The sequence below is a fragment of the Xenorhabdus khoisanae genome (assembly GCF_001037465.1).
Lineage (GTDB): Bacteria > Pseudomonadota > Gammaproteobacteria > Enterobacterales > Enterobacteriaceae > Xenorhabdus > Xenorhabdus khoisanae.
The window spans coordinates 1-24,650 of record NZ_LFCV01000040.1; the positions used below are offsets into that span (position 1 = coordinate 1).

27 protein-coding genes and 2 pseudogenes are annotated in these 24,650 nt (G+C 43.3%); 10 read left to right on the top strand and 19 right to left on the bottom strand.

Going from position 1 to position 24,650, the window contains the following annotated elements; translation table 11 throughout:
• Window positions 1–102 precede the first annotated feature (102 nt).
• On the top strand, window positions 103–1,065 hold the full coding sequence (locus AB204_RS07260; RefSeq protein ID WP_047962718.1) for a LysR substrate-binding domain-containing protein: 963 nt from the start codon (window positions 103–105) through the stop codon (window positions 1,063–1,065).
• Window positions 1,066–1,133: 68 nt separating this feature from the next.
• On the opposite strand, the gene AB204_RS07265 is transcribed toward AB204_RS07260, so the two are convergent.
• From AB204_RS07265 to AB204_RS07275, 3 genes are read right to left on the bottom strand one after another with little or no spacing between them, the layout of a single operon-like run.
• Window positions 1,134–2,315 carry a M20 metallopeptidase family protein gene (locus AB204_RS07265; RefSeq protein ID WP_084728545.1) on the bottom strand — a complete coding sequence of 394 codons (1,182 nt, stop codon included), beginning with the start codon at window positions 2,313–2,315 and terminating at the stop codon, window positions 1,134–1,136.
• Window positions 2,315–2,764, bottom strand: a complete 450-nt coding sequence (locus tag AB204_RS07270; RefSeq protein ID WP_047962720.1) for a hypothetical protein — start codon at window positions 2,762–2,764, stop codon at window positions 2,315–2,317. Before AB204_RS07270 ends, AB204_RS07265 begins: the two co-directional genes overlap by 1 nt.
• Window positions 2,761–3,582 (bottom strand): DUF3100 domain-containing protein, encoded by an 822-nt coding sequence (locus tag AB204_RS07275; protein ID WP_047962721.1) that lies wholly within the window; start codon window positions 3,580–3,582, stop codon window positions 2,761–2,763. The genes AB204_RS07270 and AB204_RS07275 overlap by 4 nt, the downstream gene beginning before the upstream one ends.
• Before the next feature lie 338 nt (window positions 3,583–3,920).
• On the opposite strand from AB204_RS07275, the gene AB204_RS07280 reads away from it, so the two are divergent.
• Window positions 3,921–4,994 carry a DUF6528 family protein gene (locus tag AB204_RS07280; RefSeq protein WP_047962722.1) on the top strand — a complete coding sequence of 358 codons (1,074 nt, stop codon included), beginning with the start codon at window positions 3,921–3,923 and terminating at the stop codon, window positions 4,992–4,994.
• Window positions 4,995–5,127: 133 nt separating this feature from the next.
• On the opposite strand, the gene AB204_RS07285 is transcribed toward AB204_RS07280, so the two are convergent.
• The 9 genes and pseudogenes from AB204_RS07285 to AB204_RS07325 form a co-directional block, all read right to left on the bottom strand.
• Window positions 5,128–6,243: a DgaE family pyridoxal phosphate-dependent ammonia lyase gene (locus tag AB204_RS07285; RefSeq protein ID WP_047962723.1), complete on the bottom strand. Its 1,116-nt coding sequence runs from the start codon at window positions 6,241–6,243 to the stop codon at window positions 5,128–5,130.
• Entirely contained in the window at window positions 6,227–7,426 is a 1,200-nt protein-coding gene (locus tag AB204_RS07290) for an amidohydrolase/deacetylase family metallohydrolase (protein ID WP_047962724.1), read from the bottom strand. The genes AB204_RS07285 and AB204_RS07290 overlap by 17 nt, the downstream gene beginning before the upstream one ends.
• A gap of 19 nt (window positions 7,427–7,445) precedes the next feature.
• On the bottom strand, window positions 7,446–8,096 hold the full coding sequence (locus tag AB204_RS07295; RefSeq protein WP_047962725.1) for a DUF4310 family protein: 651 nt from the start codon (window positions 8,094–8,096) through the stop codon (window positions 7,446–7,448).
• Between the two features lie 2 nt (window positions 8,097–8,098).
• Window positions 8,099–8,890: a DUF4311 domain-containing protein gene (locus AB204_RS07300; protein ID WP_047962742.1), complete on the bottom strand. Its 792-nt coding sequence runs from the start codon at window positions 8,888–8,890 to the stop codon at window positions 8,099–8,101.
• Between the two features lie 92 nt (window positions 8,891–8,982).
• Window positions 8,983–9,267, bottom strand: a pseudogene (locus AB204_RS07305) (DUF4312 family protein); the annotation flags it as partial.
• Window positions 9,264–9,683, bottom strand: coding sequence for an SFCGS family glycine-rich protein (locus AB204_RS07310; RefSeq protein WP_047962727.1), 420 nt, complete (start codon window positions 9,681–9,683; stop codon window positions 9,264–9,266). The pseudogene AB204_RS07305 and the gene AB204_RS07310, both read right to left, overlap by 4 nt.
• A gap of 19 nt (window positions 9,684–9,702) precedes the next feature.
• A complete protein-coding gene (locus AB204_RS07315) occupies window positions 9,703–10,014 on the bottom strand; it encodes a transcriptional antiterminator (protein WP_411354708.1) in 312 nt (103 codons plus the stop codon).
• Window positions 10,015–10,307: 293 nt separating this feature from the next.
• Complete coding sequence (locus AB204_RS07320) at window positions 10,308–12,254, bottom strand: BglG family transcription antiterminator (RefSeq protein ID WP_047962729.1); 1,947 nt, start codon at window positions 12,252–12,254, stop codon at window positions 10,308–10,310.
• Between the two features lie 30 nt (window positions 12,255–12,284).
• A complete protein-coding gene (locus AB204_RS07325; protein ID WP_047962730.1) occupies window positions 12,285–12,818 on the bottom strand; it encodes a dihydrofolate reductase family protein in 534 nt (177 codons plus the stop codon).
• 53 nt (window positions 12,819–12,871) lie between these two features.
• Here AB204_RS07325 and AB204_RS07330 point away from each other — a divergent pair, with 53 nt between their 5' ends.
• From AB204_RS07330 to AB204_RS07340, 3 genes are all read left to right on the top strand, one after another.
• Window positions 12,872–13,078, top strand: coding sequence for a hypothetical protein (locus AB204_RS07330; protein WP_047962731.1), 207 nt, complete (start codon window positions 12,872–12,874; stop codon window positions 13,076–13,078).
• Window positions 13,079–13,198: 120 nt separating this feature from the next.
• Window positions 13,199–13,477 (top strand): type II toxin-antitoxin system TacA family antitoxin, encoded by a 279-nt coding sequence (locus AB204_RS07335; RefSeq protein ID WP_047962732.1) that lies wholly within the window; start codon window positions 13,199–13,201, stop codon window positions 13,475–13,477.
• A complete protein-coding gene (locus AB204_RS07340; RefSeq protein WP_411354709.1) occupies window positions 13,477–13,974 on the top strand; it encodes a GNAT family N-acetyltransferase in 498 nt (165 codons plus the stop codon). The genes AB204_RS07335 and AB204_RS07340 overlap by 1 nt, the downstream gene beginning before the upstream one ends.
• Window positions 13,975–14,116: 142 nt before the next feature.
• On the opposite strand, the gene paaX is transcribed toward AB204_RS07340, so the two are convergent.
• Window positions 14,117–15,040 carry a phenylacetic acid degradation operon negative regulatory protein PaaX gene (gene paaX, locus AB204_RS07345; protein ID WP_047962734.1) on the bottom strand — a complete coding sequence of 308 codons (924 nt, stop codon included), beginning with the start codon at window positions 15,038–15,040 and terminating at the stop codon, window positions 14,117–14,119.
• Window positions 15,041–15,201: 161 nt separating this feature from the next.
• Between paaX and tnpA the strand changes: the two genes are divergently transcribed.
• The gene (gene tnpA, locus AB204_RS07350) at window positions 15,202–15,627 is read left to right on the top strand and encodes an IS200/IS605 family transposase (protein ID WP_047962735.1); all 426 of its coding nucleotides are present in this window, start codon (window positions 15,202–15,204) and stop codon (window positions 15,625–15,627) included.
• A 137-nt stretch (window positions 15,628–15,764) separates the two neighbouring features.
• Here tnpA and AB204_RS07355 read toward each other — a convergent pair whose 3' ends face one another.
• From AB204_RS07355 to AB204_RS07370, 5 genes and pseudogenes are all read right to left on the bottom strand, one after another.
• Window positions 15,765–16,733: an IS110 family RNA-guided transposase gene (locus AB204_RS07355; protein WP_047962736.1), complete on the bottom strand. Its 969-nt coding sequence runs from the start codon at window positions 16,731–16,733 to the stop codon at window positions 15,765–15,767.
• 154 nt (window positions 16,734–16,887) lie between these two features.
• A pseudogene (locus AB204_RS07360) lies at window positions 16,888–17,205 on the bottom strand (transposase).
• A gap of 97 nt (window positions 17,206–17,302) precedes the next feature.
• Window positions 17,303–17,626 carry an IS630 transposase-related protein gene (locus tag AB204_RS07365; protein WP_047962737.1) on the bottom strand — a complete coding sequence of 108 codons (324 nt, stop codon included), beginning with the start codon at window positions 17,624–17,626 and terminating at the stop codon, window positions 17,303–17,305.
• A gap of 91 nt (window positions 17,627–17,717) precedes the next feature.
• Window positions 17,718–17,864 (bottom strand): hypothetical protein, encoded by a 147-nt coding sequence (locus AB204_RS22700; protein ID WP_161796543.1) that lies wholly within the window; start codon window positions 17,862–17,864, stop codon window positions 17,718–17,720.
• A 113-nt stretch (window positions 17,865–17,977) separates the two neighbouring features.
• The gene (locus tag AB204_RS07370; RefSeq protein ID WP_047962738.1) at window positions 17,978–18,907 is read right to left on the bottom strand and encodes a LysR family transcriptional regulator; all 930 of its coding nucleotides are present in this window, start codon (window positions 18,905–18,907) and stop codon (window positions 17,978–17,980) included.
• A 131-nt stretch (window positions 18,908–19,038) separates the two neighbouring features.
• Between AB204_RS07370 and AB204_RS07375 the strand changes: the two genes are divergently transcribed.
• Window positions 19,039–20,241, top strand: a complete 1,203-nt coding sequence (locus AB204_RS07375; protein ID WP_047962739.1) for an MFS transporter — start codon at window positions 19,039–19,041, stop codon at window positions 20,239–20,241.
• Complete coding sequence (locus tag AB204_RS07380) at window positions 20,234–21,250, top strand: hypothetical protein (protein ID WP_047962740.1); 1,017 nt, start codon at window positions 20,234–20,236, stop codon at window positions 21,248–21,250. The genes AB204_RS07375 and AB204_RS07380 overlap by 8 nt, the downstream gene beginning before the upstream one ends.
• A 167-nt stretch (window positions 21,251–21,417) precedes the next feature.
• Here the strand turns inward: AB204_RS07380 and AB204_RS07385 are convergent, their stop codons facing one another.
• On the bottom strand, window positions 21,418–21,948 hold the full coding sequence (locus tag AB204_RS07385) for a MarR family winged helix-turn-helix transcriptional regulator (protein ID WP_053067852.1): 531 nt from the start codon (window positions 21,946–21,948) through the stop codon (window positions 21,418–21,420).
• Window positions 21,949–22,279: 331 nt separating this feature from the next.
• Here AB204_RS07385 and AB204_RS07390 point away from each other — a divergent pair, with 331 nt between their 5' ends.
• Together AB204_RS07390 and AB204_RS07395 are read left to right on the top strand one after the other, a co-directional pair.
• Window positions 22,280–23,917: an FAD-dependent monooxygenase gene (locus AB204_RS07390; RefSeq protein WP_053067853.1), complete on the top strand. Its 1,638-nt coding sequence runs from the start codon at window positions 22,280–22,282 to the stop codon at window positions 23,915–23,917.
• Window positions 23,908–24,108: a DUF2783 domain-containing protein gene (locus AB204_RS07395; protein WP_047962741.1), complete on the top strand. Its 201-nt coding sequence runs from the start codon at window positions 23,908–23,910 to the stop codon at window positions 24,106–24,108. The genes AB204_RS07390 and AB204_RS07395 overlap by 10 nt, the downstream gene beginning before the upstream one ends.
• The last annotated feature ends 542 nt before the right edge of the window (window positions 24,109–24,650 follow it).

The window sequence follows — 24,650 nt, forward strand, 5'->3', positions numbered from 1 at the left end:
ATATTTACTTAAATATTAAAATCAGCTCACTATATGTGCTTTATTAGTACTGATATGTTTCATCGGGGATTTATAAAATTCCCTATCAGGATAGTGTGAGCTATGAACATCAATCAATTAAGAAGCTTTGTCGAGATAGTTAAGAATAATTTTAATATTACCAGCACCGCAGAAAAACTGTATACCTCACAACCGACAATTAGTAAGCAAATTAAGTTTCTGGAAGAGGAATTAAATGCTTCTTTATTTATTAGGAAAAATAATAACTTATTGGCATTAAGTCCGGTAGGTAAACAGGTGCATCAAATAGCCAGCAATATTCTTGGTCAGGTTGAGAAAATTAAAAACATGGTTGCTGAAGAGGAGCAGGCGGTTAATTTACATATTGCGACAACACATACTCAGATTCGCTATAAGTTACCACATGTTGTAGAGAAATTCCGGACAATGCACCCAAATGTTTCAATCCATTTTCATCAGGGTACACCCGCACAGCTTGCTGATATGGTAAGGCAGGGCGAAGTGGATTTTGCGATAGCAACTGAATCCATGCATTTCTATTCAGATTTACTGATGTTGCCCTGTTACCGCTGGGCACGTAGTGTGATTGTGCCTAAAAGTCACCCTTTGGTGAATGTGGAATATATTACTTTTGAAGATCTGGCGGGTTATCCGTTGATTACTTATGTATTTGGTTTTACCGAACACTCAACTTTAGACATCGTATTTCATCAAAGTGGAATGAGGCCGAAAATTGCATTGACTGCGGCGGATACGGAAATTATCAAGCATTATGTTCGGTTAGGACTTGGTGTCGGAATGATCGCAACCGCAGCGTTGGATGATCGTGATCTGGCTGATCTGCATATTATTAATGCGGATCATTTGATCCCACCGAGTTTTACTTATGTTTGCATGAATCAACAGGTACATATGAAAAATTATATGTACGATTTTATCTTGTTATATGCCCCACACTTAAACAAAAACACAATTCAACTCTGCGAGCAGGGGCAACAGATTGATTGCAGCCAAATGGTTTTGGATAATTTGCCTACGCTTTGATTTGGTCCAATATCTTTAGCGTTATATCGCGTCCGGTTAATGTTGATATCACCGGACGCGAGAAATAATTAATGCGTTACAAGATTAATAAAGATTTGTGCTCCAACGAGTAGGCAATCATCGTCAACAAAATAAGGATTAGAGTGTATGTAGTTGTTGATTCCTTTTGTTTGATTGCCGCTACCGAGGAAAAACATTGCACCAATACGATCTTTAGTCGCATTAATCATATAGCTGAAATCTTCACTGCCCGTCATAGGGAGTCCATTTGCTTCGATATTTTCGGCTGGCAGGAATTTGGCAGCAGCTTCCTTAATCCGTTGATGTGCGTGTGGGTGGTTCGCCACAGCGGGATAGCTGTCATAAACAATAGTGGTTTTGAACCCTCCCGCTTCGCTACTGACAATAATTTCTTGAAAGCTGTTTTTCAGGATTTGATCGGTTTCTTTATCCATTGCACGGATAGTCCCGCGAGCTTGAACGCGATCAGCGACAGCATTGGGAATGGTGCCACCTTTGATCATGCCACAACTGAATACTGCCGGGCTGAAAGGATCGGTTTTCTTGGCAACGATATAGTCCAGATAATCAATGATGCGACAGGTTTCGCGAATGGAATCCAATCCTTTCTGGGGAGTTGAACTGTGAGCGGAAACACCGTGGACATCCAATGTCCATGTTGATCCCCATGATGACATCACCCCTGCATTGAAACTGATGTGTCCGGTATCCTGTGCGCCGTTATTATGGAGGGCGTACACTTCATTGACGCCCTCCATACAACCCAGTTCGACCATTTTGTCCGCGCCCGGAATGTGCATATCTTCTTCCGCCATCTGGAAGATAAAACGCACGTTGGCTCGCATTTCATCCCTGTGTTGTGACAAATAATTTGCAGCAGTCAGGGCGATAGCCATATGGGTATCATGACCACAATTATGGGCACAACCTTCATGAATCGAAGTATACTCATTGTTGGTCATATCGGGCATGGCAAGGGCATCCATATCGGCACGAAATGCAATCAAGGGCTTTGTTGGATCAACAATTAAATCAGCAACAAAGCCGGTATAATCTTCATAGGTTTTGATGGTATAACCAAAACCGCTCATTAAATCACGGCAATATCTGGAAGTTTTAAATTCCTGGCCGGATAACTCAGGGATTTTATGTAAATATTGTCGTGTTTTTTTACTGAATTCGTTCAATTCGAACAATTTTTCACTTACGTTATATCTATTCTTGTCCACTAGATTACCCCTTTTATGCTGAATCCAATTTGAGCAACGAGAGAAGCACCGAAGAAGCAGCAGGTGGAAACAATCATGAAAATGACGATGACTTTCCAGGACATCTTTTTCAGCTCTTCCAACTGTCCGCCAACAGATAAACCAGCAAATGCCAATAGAGGAACACAGCAGGACAAGAACGAAACTTTACCAATAGAGTGGATGAAAAATGTTCTTATCACTGTATCTGGCAGGCAAATCAAAATGCCGATGATCGTGGCATAAGCAAATGCTGGCAGTGATGAAGGCAAATAATGTTTTGCCACAAGAGAGAGAAACACAACAAGGGACATGGCGATAAGGCTATCCCACATGTGATGAATAGCGATCCCTGAAGTTAATGTCTGGGTAAACATAGCGAGTAGGATAGCTACGAAAACCAGCTTCATATCAATAATGATACTTTTCATGCATTTTCCCCTTTAGTGAAGATCTTGTAAATCTTTTCTGAAAGAGGCAAACCAAGATATGTTAGGGAGAGTGCTCCTAAAGCGGACGAGAGCAGATTAGATGCTGCGGCAACACTCAAGACCTTTTGAGCCATCACTTCATCCAGCCCATGAATCAGCGCCCCGGATGCCGCACTGAGCATAGAACCGGAGCCTACACCAGAACCGGCTGCCAGTGCCATGGGGTGAAGACCGGTCAGAGGAGCAAGGCTGCCGAGTACGCTGAACCACACGGTGCCAATAATAGAACCGCATAAATAAATCGCCAATACGCCGATATATTCTGGTGAGCCAGTCCCAAATTTTCCCTGAATCACTGCGATTGAAGGTTCACGGCTGATAGAGGAACCCGCACCTATAGCACGACGACCAAAACCAAACTTTACCGCCAATGGAATGGCAATGAATATTGGCAGTAAGTTACCTATTTCCTGAATAAACAGAGGAATACCGATACTCAATATCATTTTTATATTAGGTATGATCATTCCGGCGTATTGGGTTCCCAAAACCAACAGACCAATACCGACCATTTTGCCACAGAAATCTTCTTCTTTTTTGGTAAATAATTTCCCCCAAAATGTGAATTTATTACGAATAAAATCTGTTGAAATAATCATGCCGAGAATCACCGCAAATAACATCGGTAAAATGGGGATAACGGCAAGACCTATTTTTATTTCTCTTTTTTCAATGACATATTGAGAAATAAAAATTAAAAACATGGCGCTCAATATACTGATAAAGAAGATATTGACTTGTTTTCTATTATTTTCCATTCCTTATCTCCGTGTTTTTATGCGTGGGGATTATTATATGAGAGAAACTACGATTTGGTGTGATAATGGTCATGTTTATTCCATACTTTTATTTCATGGGGCATGAAATAAAAGAATTGGAATAATGCCATTTTATTGAGGTTATTTCTTATTGTTATTTAAGAATAATATTATTATTTTGGTCTGTCAGGTCTAAAATTTCTGACTCATCCTTGAGTCATCGGGGAAGATGGCTTATCTTTTCTCTGTGTATATCAGCACCTGAATTCAGTCATTGAACATGCAAATTATCTTGGTTCGCGCCCAAGGTGCTGAATGCTATATTAATGAGGTGATTTATGAATGAACAACTTAACAATGATAAATATCTTTTGGTTGGTAATAAGGGAGTGAATAAAATACAAATATTCAAATTTATATTTTCAGATCAAAACATCATGATAAAAAAGGAGAATTTAATCTGGGAATCGCCAGAAACAACGGCAATGACGGAAGTAAAACCTGTTACATATTTTGGAAAAAAAGCCATACTGTCAGTAACAGAAAATGGGGTTGTTATATATGCGTTAAGCGATAATAACGTATTATTCTATAAAGAAATTTCAGATTATTCAGGAAATAATATACACTCCGCTTGTCCACTGCCTGATGGTAATGTGGTTATAGCTGATTCAAATGGGCGAATCGGTTTATTAATCTATGAAAAGGGTAAAAAGAAACAACCTTTTAATGAAACCCAATGGTTTAGATTAACTTATGCCCATGCTGTTGTTTATGATCAGATTAATGAAAGAATTTATGCAGGTGGATATACATCTATTAATGAATACTCTTATCATGTTATTGCTGGGAAGGCTAGCCTAAGATTAGAGACAACATATGATATAAGCGATTATTATTTAAGGTGTAAAGAATATAATATTTGTAACGAAGACGGGTATTGGGAAGATGGAATCCATGATATGTATCCGGTGTATGGTGATCATTCCCAATTGTTTTTTCTCTCAACAGGAGAGCGAGTGTTTTTGTTTGACTCATCCACGTTAACTCATTCAGAGGGTAGTAAGGTTACCCTTGATAAATTTAATCCGTTTTATGAAATAGATAGTCAAAAATCAAAAGAAGCCGCGATCATAGCCCAAGAAGAAAAAATAATTCTAAAAAAAGGCGGGGTTAAATCTATTTCGGGTAATATTAATGTAAATGATTTTTTTGTCGTTGCTCACTCAGCACCATGGTTTACTGATAAAATAAATTATTCATATAATGGAAATAGACTCATCTATTCAACTCATATTAATGACATCCTTGATTTCGATCTCACAGACAAAAATAAGGTAGATTTTGATTCCTCACTTAATATGAGCTTTTATAAAGCCAGATTGATTGATAAAAATTGGATAGCATTCTGATTACCAATAAGCGTTTTGAATGTGGGCTATATTCAGAAACCGAAGTGTATATACCATACGTGACGATTGAGAGTATAGCCCTGATACAAATAGCCCTGATACAACATAGCTTGAATCAGAGAAGATGCGGGAACTACTTTCTACCCATCACCACCCGCCTAATTTCCATTGCAATCGTGCTCAGTTGCATTGGCGTCACACTGCGAATATCCACCTCGATTCGGCCTTCATTGGCTTTATATTCCCGAAAATAGATCGCAATATTGCCTTGCCGGAGCTGTGCCAAAATTTCGAATGTATTTCTGCCGATGCGTTGTTCATTAAACGTGATCTCAGTACGAGCGATATCACGACCTGCGCTGTCCCAAACGACTTTGGCGGAAACACCTGTAATGCGGTTCAGCTTCTCAATAAACGGTGTCATTCTTGTTACCATCTCCGCGCCAGTTTCTTTTGTCTGATTGAGATGATTTTCAATAGCTAAGGTAAGGCCGAGAATCCCTTCTTTACCCATTTTCATGGCTCGCCCGATACCGTGACGCTGCCGTTTAACCCATTCGACATAAGTCTGTTTGCCAATCACCAATCCGCTGGTGGGGCCTTCAATCGCTTTGGCTCCACTGTAGATCACTAAATCGGCCCCTTGCCGATAATAAAGGGTTAAATCCTCTTCAGCAGCGGCATCCACAATCAGGGGCAAGTTATGTGTTTGTGCAATGTCGGCGGCGTCTGCCACCGTCAGCATACTTTTTTGTACGGCATGGTGTGATTTGATATAGAGAATAGCCGCAGTTTGTGGCGTGATTTTATCGGCGATTTGTGCCGCACTGCATTCATTGGCAAAGCCCGCTTCAATGACTTTACCGCCGCCCAATGTAATCATGGTTGCAACGGGAGCGCCAAAATTCACGTTATGCCCTTTGGGCAAAATGATTTCACGTGGAACCGATTTGTCCGAACAATGCAGGTTAAGCAGCAAATCATTATCATCTTTGGTGATGATCGCCGCCACGGATTGGGCAATCCCAGCCGAGGCGCAAGAAACAACAACAGCACTTTCCACACCCAGTAATTGAGCGATGTAATTACCGGTTTTATCCACCAAATCATCCATCTCAAAATAGTGTTTCAGTCCTGCGGTAACCTGCGCAATGACTGGCTCGGCAGGGGTTGATACACCCAATGCTGTCATACGTCCGGCAGCATTGATCACTTGGCGCAATTGGTATTTTTCATAGAGGGATGCCATTGATGATTCTCCTTCCCGTAGCTGAATTTTTGACGGGCATATTTTCCGCAGACATGTTTTTTGCTGCTGCATTCTCTGCCACGACAATGTGAACTCCCGCAATGATGGCTGCGATGGGGATAAATTGTTGTGTGCCGATCCTGATTTGTCCCTCGGCATCGACAAGTTCAATGCGTTGGTTTTTCAGATCAAAAATTGTGATATCGCCGTCACCGCCACGTTCTAACCGGCCTTTACGTGGAAGGTGGAGTAAATTCGCTGCATTGATTGTCACGCAGTTCAAAATGTATTCAGGCGACAAACCCATGTTGAGGAATTTTGTCATCACAGTGGCGAGACTGTGGACTGGCCCGTCAACGCGGTTTCTTTGGTAGATATCTGAACTGATCATGTGAGGATGGGCACCGAACTTAATGGCTTGTTCGGCAATAGAAAAACTAAGGCTTTCTGTGCCATGTCCGACATCCAGAATAACACCTCTGGCAAGCGCCCGTTGAATAATGAGTTTCAGGTTACCGGCTTCATCGAGGATACGGTTGGGTTTGCCGTTAAAGCAGTGAGTGATGATATCGCCTTTGGTCAGCAGATCAGCAATTTCTTCCAGTCTAGGGGGAGGACTGCCGATATGCACCATTAGCGGCAGACGATTCTCTTTCTGCATGGCTTTAGCTTTGATGAGAGGCTGGAGACCATTTTTGCCAACCACGCTTTTACTCATGCGGGCTTTCAATCCGATGACAAATCCCTTGTGACGCCTGACTGCATCTTGCAGGCGGATATTGTCGATTCGAGTGAGGTCAGCCAGTTCGTTTTGGCTGCAAATACCAGTGCGGGCGATATTTAAGAAGGCATAGACGTGGGTTTTGGCCTTGCGTGTCACAGCATAAAAATCATCAATATCATCGGCTCCCGTACTGCCAGCATCGACAACAGTTGTGACGCCACAGGCCGCACCAATCAAATCGGGATCATCATAGTAAAGCGGAGATTGCGGGTAGCAGTGCGTATGGGCATCAATCCAGCCCGCGCTGACGTAATAATGACCGTGCAGATCAATTTCCTTGATAGATGGCAACCCGACCGCTGCGGCGGGGCCAATAGCAGTAATCTTGCCATCATTGATCACAATATCAATCAAATCCCCGTTAATGAGTTTTCCTTGCTTAATAATTAAATCATTCATGAAATACCTGTCCTTATTATTATGTTGCGACAGGAAAAAAATAGCCGGACACCATTGCGCCCAAAATGGCGCCGCCTGCCACGGGCTTTTTCCACAGATAAAACAGCAGGGCGCCGATCAGCGAACCGAGGCCAATCGGAATGGAAGCAACCATGGCGGCCAAGATAATCAGAGGGCCGAGGAACCTTCCCGATGCGTTACCTGCGCCCATCATGACATCTGCCCCAAAGGTGGAATTTCCCTGTGCAACCGTGAATTTACGGGCAAGGATGATCACCAGACCGACGATAACACCCAGTAACATGCCAGTGATCAGCGAAGCCCAGAAGTTAGTGACGAGAAAATCAAAACCTCCCGCCAGCAACAGAGCGGGAATGCCTAAACCAATACCGGTTTGCAGAGCACCGCCGATATCCAGAATGCCAACCAGTGATCCTTCAACAATACGGGCAAACAGAAAACTGGCACCAAATGCGGCTACTGCTCCATAAACACCGGTATCAATGCCGGAACGTAACATTGCGACGAAAGCGACTTCATTAAATGCCCCAAATCCGTACACCACATACATATGCGTACCGGCAAAAATCCCTGCTGACAACAGGCCGACAAACAGGGGAAATGTCCATTCTGCGTACCAGAAATCATGTTTGTTCAGTTCAGTATTCATGGTTATTTCCCACCCAGAAATTGATGGATATGGTGTAGCCAGTTTGGCGTATCCAGCATGAAGGATTGCAGAAGCTTGAGATCGAACTCACGGAAGAACCCGCTGAGGGTGAACAGCAAAATGACGGCGATCAGCATAGTGCGGGTAATTTTATTCCAGCCGTTGTCATCAACGCCTTTGCCGATCAAAATCCCCAATACCAGGCCGGGAATGGCATTGCCCATGATCAGTTGAGCACAACCGCCAAAGAGTGTGGCCCAGAAACCCGCGCGGCGGCCGGCATCCATTGCGGCAAGCCAGAACAGTACGGGCATTACGGTATTGACCAGTAGATTGGCGGCGGGAACCAGTACGTTGGTGGCAGTGCTCTGTAAGGCGACGGGAACGGCGGAGGCCGTGGTATTCAGGAATGCCACCAGTAGCGCCCCGACAATGCCGCAGGCAATCGCCATTTTTTTCGGATTATGCAGAGTTTCCGCCACGTTGCGGTTTTTGATCATTAATGTTGCCGCACCCCAATTGGGAATAATGCGATGATCCACATCCTGCGTGAACGCACCGGCAGCGACTGATGATGCCCAGGCGTTAAAAAAGAAACCGAGGCCAAAAGAGAAGTGAGAAGCCGGATCGCCTTCGCAGGCATTCAGCTCACCTAATGTGCGAAAGGCGCCCATGCCCTGAACGGTTGGCGCGTGGAACATGCGAGCCGCTCCTGCTCCGAGGCCGAAACCACACAGGCCACCGATAATCAGCGACATACCCAGTATTTCGATAAAAGAGGCGGTAGCACCCATCATTTTTTCTCCCCGTCATGTTTTGCCGGAATGATGTTTTTCTGTGGCATGATACGGATTGGCTGACATGGATTGTCTGAAATGGATGGCTTGAAATGGATAGCCTGTACATCCAGTAAAGTGACATTGACGGTAACATCCAATACCACCGAATAATGCTCGCGCTGACGGGGCAGGAAAAAGAACAGAAACTTTTCTGTTGTCACTTTGCTGGTGGCGCTGATAATCGCGATATCCTTGGGTTCGATGCGCAGAATGATATGCGTGCTTCCTTGTAATACTGTGCGTTGCACCGCATTCAGGGCATCGGCAATAGCTTTTTGTCGGGAATCACCGGAGCCACTGACACGAACAGTTGCTTCAAGCAACGTTTTCATGATCCTTCACTCTGCTTTTTGAGAAAGGCATGAATCAGACGCTCGCCTAACTCAGCTTTGTCCATGAAACCAAAACCAAGCACAGTACAGCCTTCGCGGATCGCCGTTTCCCCTTCTTCAATGGAACGCATTCCGTGGCGAACGGAGTAGCCATATTTGTTTTGTGCCGTGATTGCACCCGCGCCGCCGCTGCCACAAAACGAAATGCCGAGATCCGCTTGTTCCCGCTGCATCACATCGCCCAGTTTCATGTCTGCTGCCATGCCCGGAATGACAATGGCTTTCCCGCCAGCGGCTTCAATCCCTATGGCAACGTTTTGCCCCTTACCTAAACGATCGCCGATAACGACAACGACTTGTTTTTTAACGACGTGTGTTTCAGTGGTGTGTTTTTCAATCGCAGCCTGTTTGCTCATGGGGTCTGCCCTCAAATATTCAAGGATTGGAGAGTGCAATCTCAAAATGCACTGATAGCAGATAAACTTCTTCAATAGCCAGATTCGGCAGTGTTTCGACGATTTGGGCGGCCAGCTTGATAGATTCGGGTGAAATTTCATCGAATAGCGAGAGATCCACGTCAGGCAAGGGTTCCCCTGTCTTCGCTCTCATCACCATGGCTTTAACGTGGGATTCCAACATTTGTTGTTGTACGGGCGTGGTATATGCACCTTCATTTGCCAACCATTTATCAATCAGCGCCAAGACTTTCTGACGGATTGTTTCTGGCTCAAAGGCTTCTTTCGCCATATTGAAATGTATGGAGGGATTATTCATAAAAGTTTCCCAGTCAAATCGGGCACGATAAATCGTCGCTTTGCCACAAATGAATACAAATTTTGTTTGCCGATAATGACCTTAGCGATTTTATTTCTGGCTTGGGAGCAGGCTAATTTCCGTTTCAAAGTGGAAATCAATTAAAAACAGGGGGCTATTACGCAGAATTGTTGGTTTCTTAAGTGAGAAAATGCGTAAAAAGCAGAGAAAATGATTTTCTTAACCTTTGAATGCGGTCACATTATAGCCAATGTTTCTCTTTGTTTTTAGATGATACGCCCGAGGCTGTCTTTTGCGATCATCTGAAAATCATCGAAATTTCGGCTACGTAACAGCCTTTTCGTCGCTTTTTCCCTGACAAATGTGACAAAAAGGTCGTAAATGGACATGGCTTCTTCATAGTCCTGCTTGCTGATGGCGAGTAAGAAAATCACATTGGCTCGCTCTTTGGTTTCTTTGTTCCATTCAATGCCATTGGGGGCGAGAATAGTGACCACTACCGTTTTAAGCGCCAATAACCCCAACGCATGTGGCAACGCGATATTTTCACCCAGCAATGTGGAAAGGATGGATTCTCGCTCAAGTAATGAGGAATAAAAATCGTCCTTAACATAACCATCTGCCTGCAATTTTCGGCAGACCTTTTTGAACAGAGCTTCCTGCGTGATTTCTTCCTTCATCACCATGAAGTAACGTCGGTCGAAGAAACGTTCCAAGATGTAAGAACGTGTTTGATCGGCCATCGTAAGCCGCCCAATTAACTCTATTTGGTAGGGGGTAGGGAAAGGAGAGATCCTGATGACAGGTTTATTTTTTTCGGTCAGACGCAGAGTGGTAATGACGAAATTCTCTTCCACATAGGCCAATGTGTTGTATTCATGGCATGGCAATATGCGCTGTAGCTTGAGTTGCGGAAATTCCCGGACAATCTGCGCTTCAATCATGCGTTGTGTTGCGTTACCTGCATTGGTGACGAGTAAAACAGGAATAGGGCGGTTAGTGCCTGTGCCGTAATGCCGTTCTAACCCAACGCCGATATGTACGGCCAGATATCCCAGTTCATCTTCATTGATGGCACAAGGGAGTTGATCTTCAATGCGAGTCAGTGCGCTGACCGTGACATCATAAGCGAAAGGATAATACTGTTTGATCTCTGCCAGCAGGGGATTTTTCGAACTGATTTGGTGACGTAACCGGCTGACTAACAAACTTAAATGAGCTGCCAGATCGTTTATCAGCCTGTGGTCATGGCGTAAATCATAGTTATAGGATTCATTGATATCGTGCAGGATCTCATCTGCCCAGCGCTGGCTCTCGAGGATATTGCAAACCGGATCGTCATGTTGAGGTATACGCTGTGCGGCGATTTGCCTGCCGAGATAATGGGCTTCTGCATGAGATATCTTTTCATCTAAAAAAACGGCAAACGCAGTTGAGATTTCCTTGATTGCATTTTGGATGGCGCTATCTAACGGAGAGATTTCATTCTGTTCTATTTCATTCTGCCTTATAGCGTTATGATCGCGAATGCGGAGCAGGGAAGCGGCACAGTTGAATATCAGGTATTGTTTGCCTTCATGGGTTATCCGGATATCAAACCGGTTGAGGCTGCTTTGCAGAATTTCTTCAATATAAGGCAGGTCAATAGGTGCCAAAATATCCATCTTAAATTGGCCAAGCGGCAGTTCCATATACCGTAAAAATCGGTGTAGTAATGTATCCGTCAGGCAGGCGCGAATAAAACGCTCATCGCCATTTAATTTGCTGCCCACGCGGGGAATGCTTTCCAGTTGCAGCGGATATTTGCTGAGTATTTCGCGCACTGTACTCATATCCTGTTGCAACGTACCACGGCTGATACACCATCCTTCGGCGATATCATCCAGTTTGATGGGTTCTGATGCCAGCAACAGTTTCAGTAGCAGCGCTTCGACACGATCACGAGCGGCTCTAGGGATCGTCTGGATCACTTGCTGTTGTTTTGGCAGAGAAGCAAATAACGTTTGATCATCAACACGCAGAGCATAACCGTTCCCGCGTTTATATAAGATCCGTGATCCGTAACGGCGCAGAATGTCATTCAGTTCGTTGATATCCGTGCGGATGGTCCGGCTGGAAACACTAAAGCGTTTTGCCAACTCATCTTGTGGCAATTGTTCTGCCTGAATCACCTCAAAGAGATGAGCAAGACGCGGATAGGGAAACAGAGCCACAGTAATACCCTGAATTCACGGTTAGTTGTTTCATTTGATATTCATGACGGTTTCAAACGCGCCACTTTTCAAGAATCGCTGTTTATCAGGTGTAACATGAATCGTCTGACTGACAGGCAGGATGGGGATACCTGAGCCTAAAAATACCGGAACCGTGGTAATAAACAGTTGTTGCAACTCCCCGGCATCAGCAAAACTGGCGGCAGTTTTGCCTCCTCCAATAATCCAAAGATTTTTGCCTTTGGCGGCATTTCTTGCGCTGGTGGCAATATTTTTGGGGCTGTCTTGAATAACAACGGCATTAATGCCAGCAGGAATAGTCAAATTTCTTGAGGAGAGGATAAAAGAAGGCATATTTTTATAAGGCCATTCTCCTGAGGTATTTTTCAGAATCCATTCATAGGTTCCTGATCCCATAATGGTTGCGCCGATATCTTGATAAAAATCATCATAAGGTGTGGCATCATCACCCAGCGAACAGGCGTATAACCAATCTAATTCATGGTCTTCTGTAGCAATATAACCATCCATTGAGGCAGCGACATAATAGATGAGCTTTGACATGGCTTTTCCTTATTTTTGTACGTACCGGCACGCATAAATCAGAGGGAATTGTGATGCCTGACCGGATAAATAGTAGCTGTTTGATTGGATATGAATTTGATAAAAAAAGTGATCGCGATGGATTTAGCAGCGTTATTATTTATTGGAAAACTGCTCAGGCTTTATGGGCTAAAGAAGGCGTGATGCAACTTATTGATGATTGTGAATTGCATGGACAGAAAATCACGATAAAACCTTCTGAAGTGATCAAATTTAAATAATGATGAATCTGCTCACTGGTTGTGGGCAGTTTAGGATGTAAAATAAACATTTGTAATGACATTGACGTTACAGTTTAAAGTGGTACTCTTAACCGAAAACCATTCAAACTGAGGTGAACCATGCAAACAGTGAAACGCGATACATTGAATATTCGCATAAAACCAGAAATACGGAACCTGATAGACAAAGCCGCAGCCATTCAGGGAAAAAATCGCACAGATTTTGTGCTGGAAGCAGCTCGCCGAATAGCAGAAGAAACTTTGCTTGAACAAGCGATTATTACTGCCAGCCCAGAGGCGTATGCCGAATTTTTGGCGCGTCTGGATATGCCTCCACAACCTAATAAACAGTTGCGAGAAACCATGCAAATGGAAACGCCTTGGGGCAAGGAATTATGATAATTTCGGAACCCGAACTCCTGACTGACAACCATCAGCTTGAAGTGTTTGATTCTGGTGTTGTTACGCTTGATCAGTGGCTGAAAAATCGCGCTCTGAAAAATAATTTCACCGGCGCATCAAAAACTTATGTGGTGTGCAATGAAAACCGGGTGCTGGCTTATTATTCTTTGGCAGCAAGCGCCATTGTGATTAATTCAGCCCCCGGCCATTTTAAGCGCAATATGCCTAATCCAATTCCGGTCATCGTATTGGGGCGTTTGGCTGTTGATCAACGATTACAGAGAAAGGGGATAGGGCGTGCATTAGTGCAAGATGCAGCCCTGAGGGTAATACAAGCCGCTGATCTTATTGGTGTTCGAGGCATGATTATTCATGCACTTTCAGGCGAAGCAAAATCATTTTATGAAACTATAGGATTTGAGCCATCCCCCTTAGACCCAATGCTATTGATGGCGACTCTTGCAGATTTAAAAATAGCCTGCATAACGGACTGAGTGACTTTGCTTTTTCCAACACCGTATTTCCAGCAGCAAGGCAATATTCTCATATTCTCTCAGAAAAGCGTTTTCGGCTCACTTTCATACCAATTCTTCATACCAATTCAGACGTCATTACCAATATGGTATCTGGTGTTATTCATAAGGATTCACCAAAACGTCGATAGTACGCCGCAGCGGGTTGAGGCAACTGACCAATGGTGGTTTCGCAACGTTCGCTGACGTAACGCGTCGCGGCAAGGTTAATGCGCTGATAGATATTGATACATAAGTGGCGGGCTATTTGTCCTTCCCATTGTGCGGGTAGCAGAGCATCCGGCAGCAAGGGATCACGCAGTACGACCCGGCGGTAAAAGTGGATCAGCAGCAGGCGTAACTGAAAGCAGCGTTCTGATGTCAGATCGTCTTGATGGCAATCCCGCAGTAGTGCCATTAAGGGGCGGAAGGAGACGATAAATTCGTGATAGTGTTTCGATACCTGTTCCAGTGACCAACTTACAGATACCCGCTCTTTCAGGCTCTGTTCTGAACGTGGATAAGGGTAATCGGCACGGAAATAGATAACGGAATCACTGGCATTAAGTTCATGCAAAAGTGCGGGAATATCACTTTGGGAGCTGCTTGGCGCAGCCATCAGGGTACTGTTAAGTTGACCGAACCCAAGCCAGCTTAACTCTTTTTTCAGGCGGGTTCGTTCTTCTTTGGTTGTCCCTTCCAGCAACAGCAGATCCCATTTGCCATCCCATTCCGGCTGTCCGCTGAGATAGATTTTGCTTTCTGCATGGCGGAATTGATTCATGCCACGCTCGGTGATGCGGTAATAACTGCGTCGTCCCAGTTTTTCTACCGTAAGCCATCCCTCTTTTTGCAGGCGAAACACGGATGTCCGCACGAAACGGTCACTGAACCCCATCGGCTCCAGCAGAAGACTCAGGCTGCCAAGCCAGACTTCACCTCCACGGTGGCTGAGAGCATCGCCATACAGCGAGATGATCAGAGACGTTCCGCTGATAGGCTGGGCATCAAGAGCATGCCGGATAAAGTCGTCGAGTTTATGTGTCATATTCTTCCGTGTTCTGCGCAAAAGTGTGTCATGACATTAACATAACTGCATAAATACGATTAGGGAACGGTTTCATTTTATTCTTCCATATGAAAGATTAAAACCACCGACTTTAGTCGGTCAGCTTTAGCTGCAATACTGTGTTGTACTGGAGGTGCAACATGGATTACAGATACGGCAGTCACACAGTATTCCAGATTGAATATCATTTTGTGTGGGTAGCAAAATACAGGTACAAAGTGCTGACAGGTGAAGTGGCTATACGGGTACGGGAATTAGTCCGTCAGACATGTGAAACGTTTGAAATCAAGATATTAAATGGCGTAGTGAGCAAAGACCATATTCACATACTGGTGAGTAGTCCTCCGACATTAGTGCCCCCAGAAATCATGAGGAGACTGAAGGGAAGGACAGCGAGTAAGTTGTTTGAAGAATTTTCGCATCTGAAAAAGCGATACTGGGATCAACATTTTTGGGGTAGAGGCTATTTTTGTGCCACGGTGGGTCAATTAACGGATGAGATGATAAAGGCCTATCTGGAGCATCATTTTGAACCGAACCCGGATGATATAGCTGAATCAATATAGATTGACATATTCTGTATGTTCCATAAACAGTTCATCCACTGAACATCTTTCTCGTCTTCTTTTCGCTTTTGCCCCGGCCCACTTGTGTTCGATGGGGTTCAAGTCCGGACTGTAAGCAACTGTCTTGAACATAAAAATTATGGCGCAACGTGATGGTAAGATTCATTCCATTCTTCGTTCTTTCTGAGCATGGCATTCAGGATAGTCAGCAACTTACGCATACAGGCAACCAGCGCCACTTTTTTGGCTTTTCCGGCGGCAAGTAGATGCATGTAAAACGCCTTTATCACTGGATTAAATCGGGCTGCCACGAGCGCAGACATGTACAGTGCTGTTCTTACCCCAGCCCTGCCGCCAAAAATGGTTCGCCGACCGCGCATAGTGCCCGAGTCGCGGTTTACGGGCGCAACACCCACAAGTGCGCTGATTTCACGCCGTGAGAGGTGACCCAGTTCCGGAACCTCAGCCAACAAGGCGGCAACCGTCATAGTGCCAACACCTTTAACGCTGCTCAACCGTTCAGAAAGCGCTTTAAAGTGGCTCTTGAGATGCTGGTTCATGTCTGTATCGATTCGGGCAAGTTCACTTTCCAGCGCGTTGATAATGATATTAATGCTTTTTCTATTTTGCGGATGGGAAGGGTACAGCCGGTTACGTTCAGCCACCAACATCGTAATTAACTGGCGTCTGCGCACCACCATAGCCGCAAGAATCTGCCGTTCAGCGTCTGGCAGAGCCCGGATAAAACGTTCCCGTTCCGGATGACGATTAATGACCTCCGCCATCTGTGCGAGTACTCTGGCGTCAATACGGTCAGTTTTTGCCAGATATCCCATCGCACGGGCAAAGTCACGTGCCTGTCTGGGGTTAATAACAGCAACGTCAAAACCTTCTGCCTGAAGCGAGCAGGCCACGGCGGCTTCAAGCCCGCCAGTGGCCTCCATCAGAATCAGCGCAACGGAATGCGTTCTCAACGCAGCAAGAATGGCATCAAAACCATCAGAGTCGTTACTTGCAGTGAACTGGGCAAACTCATGACTGGCAGCGATGTCCAGTGTTGCTTTAGAAACATCAATTCCCACACAGAGTGGATTTGGCAGACTCATTATTACCCCTCCTTGCAAATACGTTATGGAGTACGGACAACTGTTCGGGTTTCAGATGAGTGGCTGGGTGTATGCGCCAATCGCTTACAGACGGGCTAGGAACCCTAGGCGGCATCAGGCTGCATACACCGCACCAAATCTAATCGTATTTATTTTAACCTACATTTAAGATACAAGGCGGAAGCCATTCCAGTTGACATCGGCTGTCTGCTATCGCTTGTCTCGTGTCATTGCGTTTATGGAAAGGGGCATTGTCCATGACTATCACTGCACCGTGTGGGAGCTTTGGCAGTCAATCTTGCGTCACCCAGGCATGAAAGACATCCGCATTAATGTTTCCGGCAAACACACTCAGGGTGACGAAGGTATTTTCGAGAATAGCCCCAATGACGTTAATCCGACCTTTAGCGTGCCAGTCGTGTGTACCAAAACAGCGCTGCCCTTTTTCCGAATAGCCATGTATACGTGGCATCGATTGAGCAAAACCACTATCATCTAAATAAATAATCGGTTTACCGGCCTGTTCATAGTCGCTGATGCGCTCGATAAACGCTTGACGGATCTGAGGATTAGCGCGAGGGTGCTTTAGTGTTTTTTTTACGGCTGATCCGCAGTCGTTTCAAGGCGTAATGAATAGCCGACTGCGAGACACCCAAGCGTTTTGCTCTTTCCCATTGATAATCATCGGGAAAATGTTGGATATCCGCAGTGAGCACCGGGTCAGGAATTTTCGTGGCGGGTTTATCGCGTGTCATACAAGGTTCTATTTTATGACACCACCGAAACAAGGTGCGCATGGAGATTTCAAAATGGGCACGCGTTTGTTCGAACGTCAACGAATGCTTATCTTTGTATGCCAGTACGCTCTTTCGAAAATCTAAGCTGTAACCCATTTCACTTTATGCCTTGTCATTTTGGATTTGGATATTATGTCATATTAGTATGATTCCGCTATAATTTCAGAATGGCCGATTGACGCGTCGTTTAGCCGACGCGTATCCGGACTTTCAGTCCGTTAATCACTAACCCACCGACTTTAGTCGGTGGTTGTTCAGTTTCTAATTCTGGCGGTGATTGCATGTGTTGAGAAATAGAAATGTTGAGGGGTGAACGATCTAGCTTCGTGCTCATGGAGATGGGGGAACGTTTATCGGTATATGCACTATATTATTGATTAATATTGAATCAATTTATTGAGATATAGACTTTCTTCTTGATTGGGCACTCTATTTCGACATAAGTGGCTAGGAGTTCTTTGGCTCATCCCAAGGTGCTCGCGAGATAAAACTATCGGCTAAAGCATCTACGACTACTCTTACTTTTGGAGACAGGTATTTATTTTGGGGCCATACAGCATGAATTGGAAATCCCTGAGTCTGGACTTCAGGGAGCAATCTTACCAATTGCCCATTTTGTAGGTGATCAGAAACCAACCAGTTTGATAATAAAGCAATTCCATGGCCATGTAGTGCAGCATTCAATATTGTCTCACTATGATTGGAATTAATACGTCCTTGAACTGATATCGATTGACTGTTGCCTTTTTCATCAAGAAAATACCAAGGAAGGGTGTGACCACCACTCCCAAAAGTAATACATTGATGATCCATTAAATCATTTATCACGCGGGGATAACCAAACCTTTTTAAATACTGTGGGCTTGCACATACCACAGATTTTTGAATACCTAAGGGCCTTGCTACAAGAGTTGCACTTTCATTTAATTGACCGATCCTTATTACTAAGTCTACTCCATCATCAATTAAATTAATCCGACGATCAGTTAAACTCACGTCTAACTCAAGTTCAGGATATTTTTCCACTATATCCAAAAGAATGGGTGAAACCCAACGTTTTCCAAAGGCTACAGGCATATCAACACGTAATTTTCCTGAAGGTACGATTTTGCGTGTTGAGATCTCCAACTGAGCATTTTCAAGCTCGGCTAAAGCGCGTGAACATCCCTTACTATATGCATGACCTTCATCTGTTAGGCTTAATCGTCGAGTTGTTCGATTGAATAAACGCACACCGAGATGAGTTTCTAACCTAGAAATACTCTTAGCTACGCCTGATTTTGACATGTTCAGTCTTTCTGCTGCAAGCGTGAAATTACCAGCTTCTACGACATGGAGGAAAACAACGGTGTAACGAAAAGGATCGGAATGTGTCATTTTATAAAACCTAATTGACGATTTTTTGTCAACTTAGTTATGAGGAAGTTGCTATATATCATACAATGATTCTTAAATAAAATAGAAAACTAATAGCGTACTCTGATGCCTTGGGTAGGATGAGGAATAAAATGATGAATTCGCATATTAACTCCAGCGTTGTTTTATCACAGAAACTTTTATTTCTGTTGGCTCTAGGTGCCGGGCTTGGGGTTGCTAATGTTTATTATCTTCAACCCGCTTTGTATCTTGTACAGTCAGAGTTTGATGTTGGAGCTGAACGTATTGGTTTAGTACCGACATTGACCCAGATTGGCTATGCCGTAGGTATGCTATTCCTTGCCCCATTGGGAGATATCCTTTCCAGAAGAAATATGATTTTTGCAAAGTCGTTATTTCTTGCGTTAGCACTGACTTTGGCTGCTTTAGCCCCTAACTTGAGTTCATTAGCCATTGCTGGAGTTGCTATTGGATTGCTAAGCAGCGTTGGACAAGATTTTATTCCTGTTGCAGCTCAATTATCCCCTGAATCTCGAAGAGGGTATATAGTCGGTACTGTAACCACTGGTTTATTAATTGGTATATTGTTGTCGCGCACTTTGGGTGGATTGATATCAGATCTTTTGGGATGGAGGGGCATGCAACTTATAGCTGCAGGATTGATGCTTACTGTAGCTCTATTAGTGCGAAGTCGCCTTCCTGCTTTACCTCCTGTTCTTAACAACACTAAATATAACAAATTACTCAGAAGCTTATGGGATCTATGGCGACAGCATCGTTCATTAAAGATCTCTGTAATCACCCAAGCTCTATTAGCCTCAACACTCGGTGCGTTCTGGTCTACTTTAGCAATAGTTCTTTCATCCTCTCCCTATAATCAGGGCGCAAGTGTCGCAGGGGCTTTTGGGATCGCAGGTGCTGCAGGAGCATTAGGGGCGTCGCTTTTTGGTCGCCTTGCTGACAAAAAAGGACCACTGTTGGCGATACGATTGGGGTGTGGGTTGGTATTCATTTCATTTGTCGGTATGTGGCTTTTACCTAGTTCACTAATTACCCTTGCTATAGGAGCAATGACATTTGACTTGGGTGTTATGGCTGCATTGGTATCCCATCAATTTATCGTTAACAGCGTAGATTCTAATGCTCGTAGCAGACTCAATGGACTACTGATGACTGGTGCTATGTGTGGTATGGCTGTTGGCGCTGCTGTTGGAAGTTTCGTATGGGCCAACTTTGGTTGGGGCGGTCTATGTGTATTTTGTCTGCTTGCTAGCCTATTGGGGTTAGCACTTTCATCATTCCACAATAACAATGGAGTATTCAAACATGGCTAACTACATTGAAGAACAGCTAATTCGTCCTCCTTATATTAAGGCCCGACCTGGTACACATGAGCCATTGACAGTAGTGTGCTCTTTCCTGTCGAGAGCTGATGATACTCCGTTATCAGAAAGAAGTCGTGCCGACGGGCATGTATTAGACCACAATGGTAATTTTATCATTGATCCATCAGAAACCCCTTCGGATAATGCATTCGAAGGAAAATCTAATATAAATTTTGAACATTGGGGGGAATATTGGCGAAAAGTGCATGGGATTCGTTTCATCCACTCAGAAACTAATGAGGATGCTAGTAGTTTGGACAAGCTTATCCGTTATGATCAGTTACATCGTTTAGTTGCTGGGCCAACTCAAACGGATACAGTGCCTTATAGTATTCCTGTAGATGAAAGTGGAAAATTGTGGTCCACAGTTATTGGCCACATTCAGGCGTATAACCGTCCGAATTGGGATGGTATTGCCTATCTAAATTTTGCAAGTAAAGATGATATTTTAGCATTGCTAAGCAGCGAACGAGTGATACAGAAAATTCTACCAGAAGATAAAACTATTTTTCGTGATATTGCTCCACTCCTGTCAAAACAATACATCATAATTCCTAGCAATCATGGAAATGAGGCAATCACGTTAGTAAAAACTCATAAGAGGAGATCAAATATCGGTCGGATTGAGTTTCAAGAATGGTGGTTAGGTGAATATGCAGCAGAAGTGTATAAGCAAAATGAGAAAACAAAAATTATCAAACGGTATGTGCAGTTGCATAATATTGGTCCCATAGAAGAAGGACAACCGTTTTACCACAAATATACTTCTTCTCTTGATGGAGTATCATTATTAAGCTTTTCTAGTATAAATGATTTAGAAGATTATTTGAGAAGCCCTTCTTATCAGGATTTGATTAGTCTTGAAGGCATTAAAAATGAAACTACTGAATATTGGAGCTCTGTTTCTATTACTCTAGTTAATCGTATTCATCCAGAATATCCTACACACAAAAAATAAATAGGATGCTGTATAATAATGGTCATGCCAGCCACGATGGTTCGTGGCTGACTTAAAAGATTGCTCGTTGAAGAGCTCTAGGTTATCTAAGGATTAAATTAATCATCTAGTAGGAGTAGAAATTGCGAGGAGTAAACTAATATATGAGGAAATAGATAGAAAAAATATCAATCTCTTTCAGCTCTTCGGTTTGCCTCGTTTATAATCACCGTCAGGATTCGTTGTGCTGCCTGAACATCAGCAGGATCTGCATTACCTAAAAGAGAACTAATAAACCCTCTTAAGCTTTGCTCGAGCTCTACAGCAACTCGGCGACCGGCTGCTGTTAGCTCAATCAAACGAGCACGACGGTCTTCCGGCATACTTTTCCTCACGACCAAACCCTCTGCTTCAAGCTCATCTAGAATACGAACTAAAGAGTTTCCTTCAATACCGATGTGTTCAGCTAGCTCTTTTTGACGCATTGCACCAAATTTACTAATAGCCCATATTGGCCCTGTTATACTTTCCGACAAACGAAAATCACGCAGTTCGTAATTTGCTTCTCGACGCCAAAGCCGAGCGGCTCTCTGCAACAGACAACAAAATGTGTCGTATTCAGGATAAAATTTTGTAGTCGAAGTATTGCTGGCGTGGCTGGAAAGGTCGTCTGCAGTAGAGTAGCTAATCTCTGACTGTTGTTTGACACTATTCATCATATTTTTTTCCATTTCGTTAAATCGTCGCTTTGTTTTGGGGCTAGCCAATAAACTCAACATGTTTTCATCAATCGTACATCAGCCCAGCAGCAGACGTGGTGGTTTACCTCCGATAAAAGCTGTGGTATAGATCTTACAGGAATAGGTCTTGTGAGATCTATTTGTGAAATACACTACTGTTCTGCACGTTTTCAGAGTAAATAACTTTATCTTATAAGTCTATTAGCATATTTGTCCAATGATAGTCTACAGATGTTACACATCTATAGAGTTATTCTATTACGAATAATTTCTTCATACCAACATTAGAAATGACATATCAGGGGTGACGATGAATTATCAACAATCACGCTTTTCAATTCCTCTCCCTCCCAAAGGTGGGCGAGACAAAGATCAACCAGTTACTATTGTCGGTGCTGGTCTGGTTGGCCTAACTCTAGCTTTAGATCTTGGCTTACGCGGGATCCATGTCGTTGTATTAGATGAGGATAACTCGGTGGCTGATGGCTCTCGAGCCATTGTCTTCGCACGCCGTTCTTTGGAGATATTATCGCGATTGGGGTTGGGTAATCGTCTCATGACCAAGGGAATAGCATGGGAATCTGGCACAATATATCTCAAAAATACTCCACTTTTTCACAACACGGTTGGAGAATATAACAAGAGTGAATATCCCGTATTTTTAAATTTACAACAATATTACGTTGAGGAATGGCTTGTTGAGGCTTGCGTTGCTACTGGTTATGTTGACCTTCGCTGGAGACATAAAGTTGTTGCGATAAGGCAAGATGATAATTACGTTAATCTATCTATAGAAACACCTAATGGAAACTATTTTCTTCGTACAAATTGGCTATTAGCGTGTGATGGCGCTAGGTCATTTATACGTCGTTCGCTCAATTTGCCATTTATGGGGCAGGCCTTTCAGGATAGGTTTCTCATTGTTGATATAAAAATGAAATCCTCACTTCCTGCAGAGCGTCGTTTCTGGTTTTCACCACCATTTCATCCAGGCCGATCGGTGCTTATTCATAAACAGCCAGATGATATTTGGCGTGTTGACTTTCAACTCGGATGGCAAGCAAACCCTGAAGTAGAGCGCCAAGAAGAGCATATACTTACCAGATTAAAGTGTATGTTTGGCGATACGGCCAATATCGAAGTGGTTTGGTCAAGTATTTATACTTTTCAATGTCGCCGTCTTGAGAACTTTGTTCATAATAACATAATATTTGTGGGAGACTCAGCTCATCAAGTCAGTCCGTTTGGTGGTCGAGGAGGCAATGGCGGTATTCAAGATGCGGATAACCTAGCTTGGAAACTAACTGCAGTCCTATCTGGCATCTCTGATACACGACTTTTGAAAACCTATGATTACGAACGTTGTGTGGCGGCTGATGAAAATATACTTCACTCAACGAGAAGTGCTGAATTTATTACGCCAAAGAGTCAAAGTGCTTTAGTTTATCGTGACGCAGTGCTTGCTCTTGCTAGAACGAGTGAGTTTGCACGTAAAATGGTCAACTCTGGACGGTTATCTACACCTACCATACTGAAATTAAGCCCACTGAATTATATTAATGATCTATCTGAAAAGGCGACTTTACCTCTTGGCGCTCCAGCCCCAGATATGCCAGTGCAGAAAGATGGTGTCATGGATTGGATATTACGCTATATCGGTGGGAGTAATTTCACACTTATGACTTGCTCATCAAGTCCTAATAAACAGGGGCAAACCAAAATTACATTAAGCACGTACCCACCAACACAAGATCAACTAACTGAATTGATTGACTCAGAAAATCTCTTAAAGAGTAGATATGGTATTTCGTCTGATGGAACAATGCTTTTTCGTCCAGACCAGCATTTGTGCGCCTATCTAATGAATCCTACTCCTGCAGAACTTGAATTTGCTTATACCACCGCCCTTGGGAAATATCTCAGTCAGGAGATACTAAAATGCATCTAAATACAATTGCTTCAAAAATCTCAAACGATGAACTTTTTGCACTGCTTGTTCAAGCACATGAACAACTAAGTGAGAATGAGTCACGGCAACTTGATGCTAGGTTAGTTCTATTATTGGCTAATCATATTGGTTCAGTGGAAGTGATCAAAGAGGCTGTTGAGTATGCTAGGAATTCGCTTATTTCCAAGTAGTAATTAATTTTTAGTGAATTTTATATTTTTGCATCATGTAAGTCTTGTTAGATTTGTTCTTGTAAGATATATTCTTATGGGATTTAATTTTGGACGTGATATCACGTTAGCACTGTGCTTAGCGCTTCTCTTCAATAGAGTTTCTTGAGAAGAAATAGCAAAGTGTTCACAAATACTGTTTCCTTTTTAATATATAAGTGTTGTCGGGATTTACCGAGATGCTAGGTTTTTGTAAGTTAGCTGATTTTTCTTTTAATTGGCGAATCCTATTCGTACATATGAAATATATAGATCGAATTTAGATTATCTAACTTGGATGTTGAAGAGTCAGTTTTATATGAATAAAAAAGAGTGTTTTCTTTAAATGTCGATATAATCACTAAGTTATATTTTTTAGAGGAAATAATTTTTCTAAAAGAGAGTTTGTATTTTTCAGGAGAATGTTATGGTCAAATAAATGTTCCTAATATCAATATTACTACGATTAATTATTTCGTTCTAATTAGAATGCCAATAATTCAAAGCGATGTTACATTTCGTTG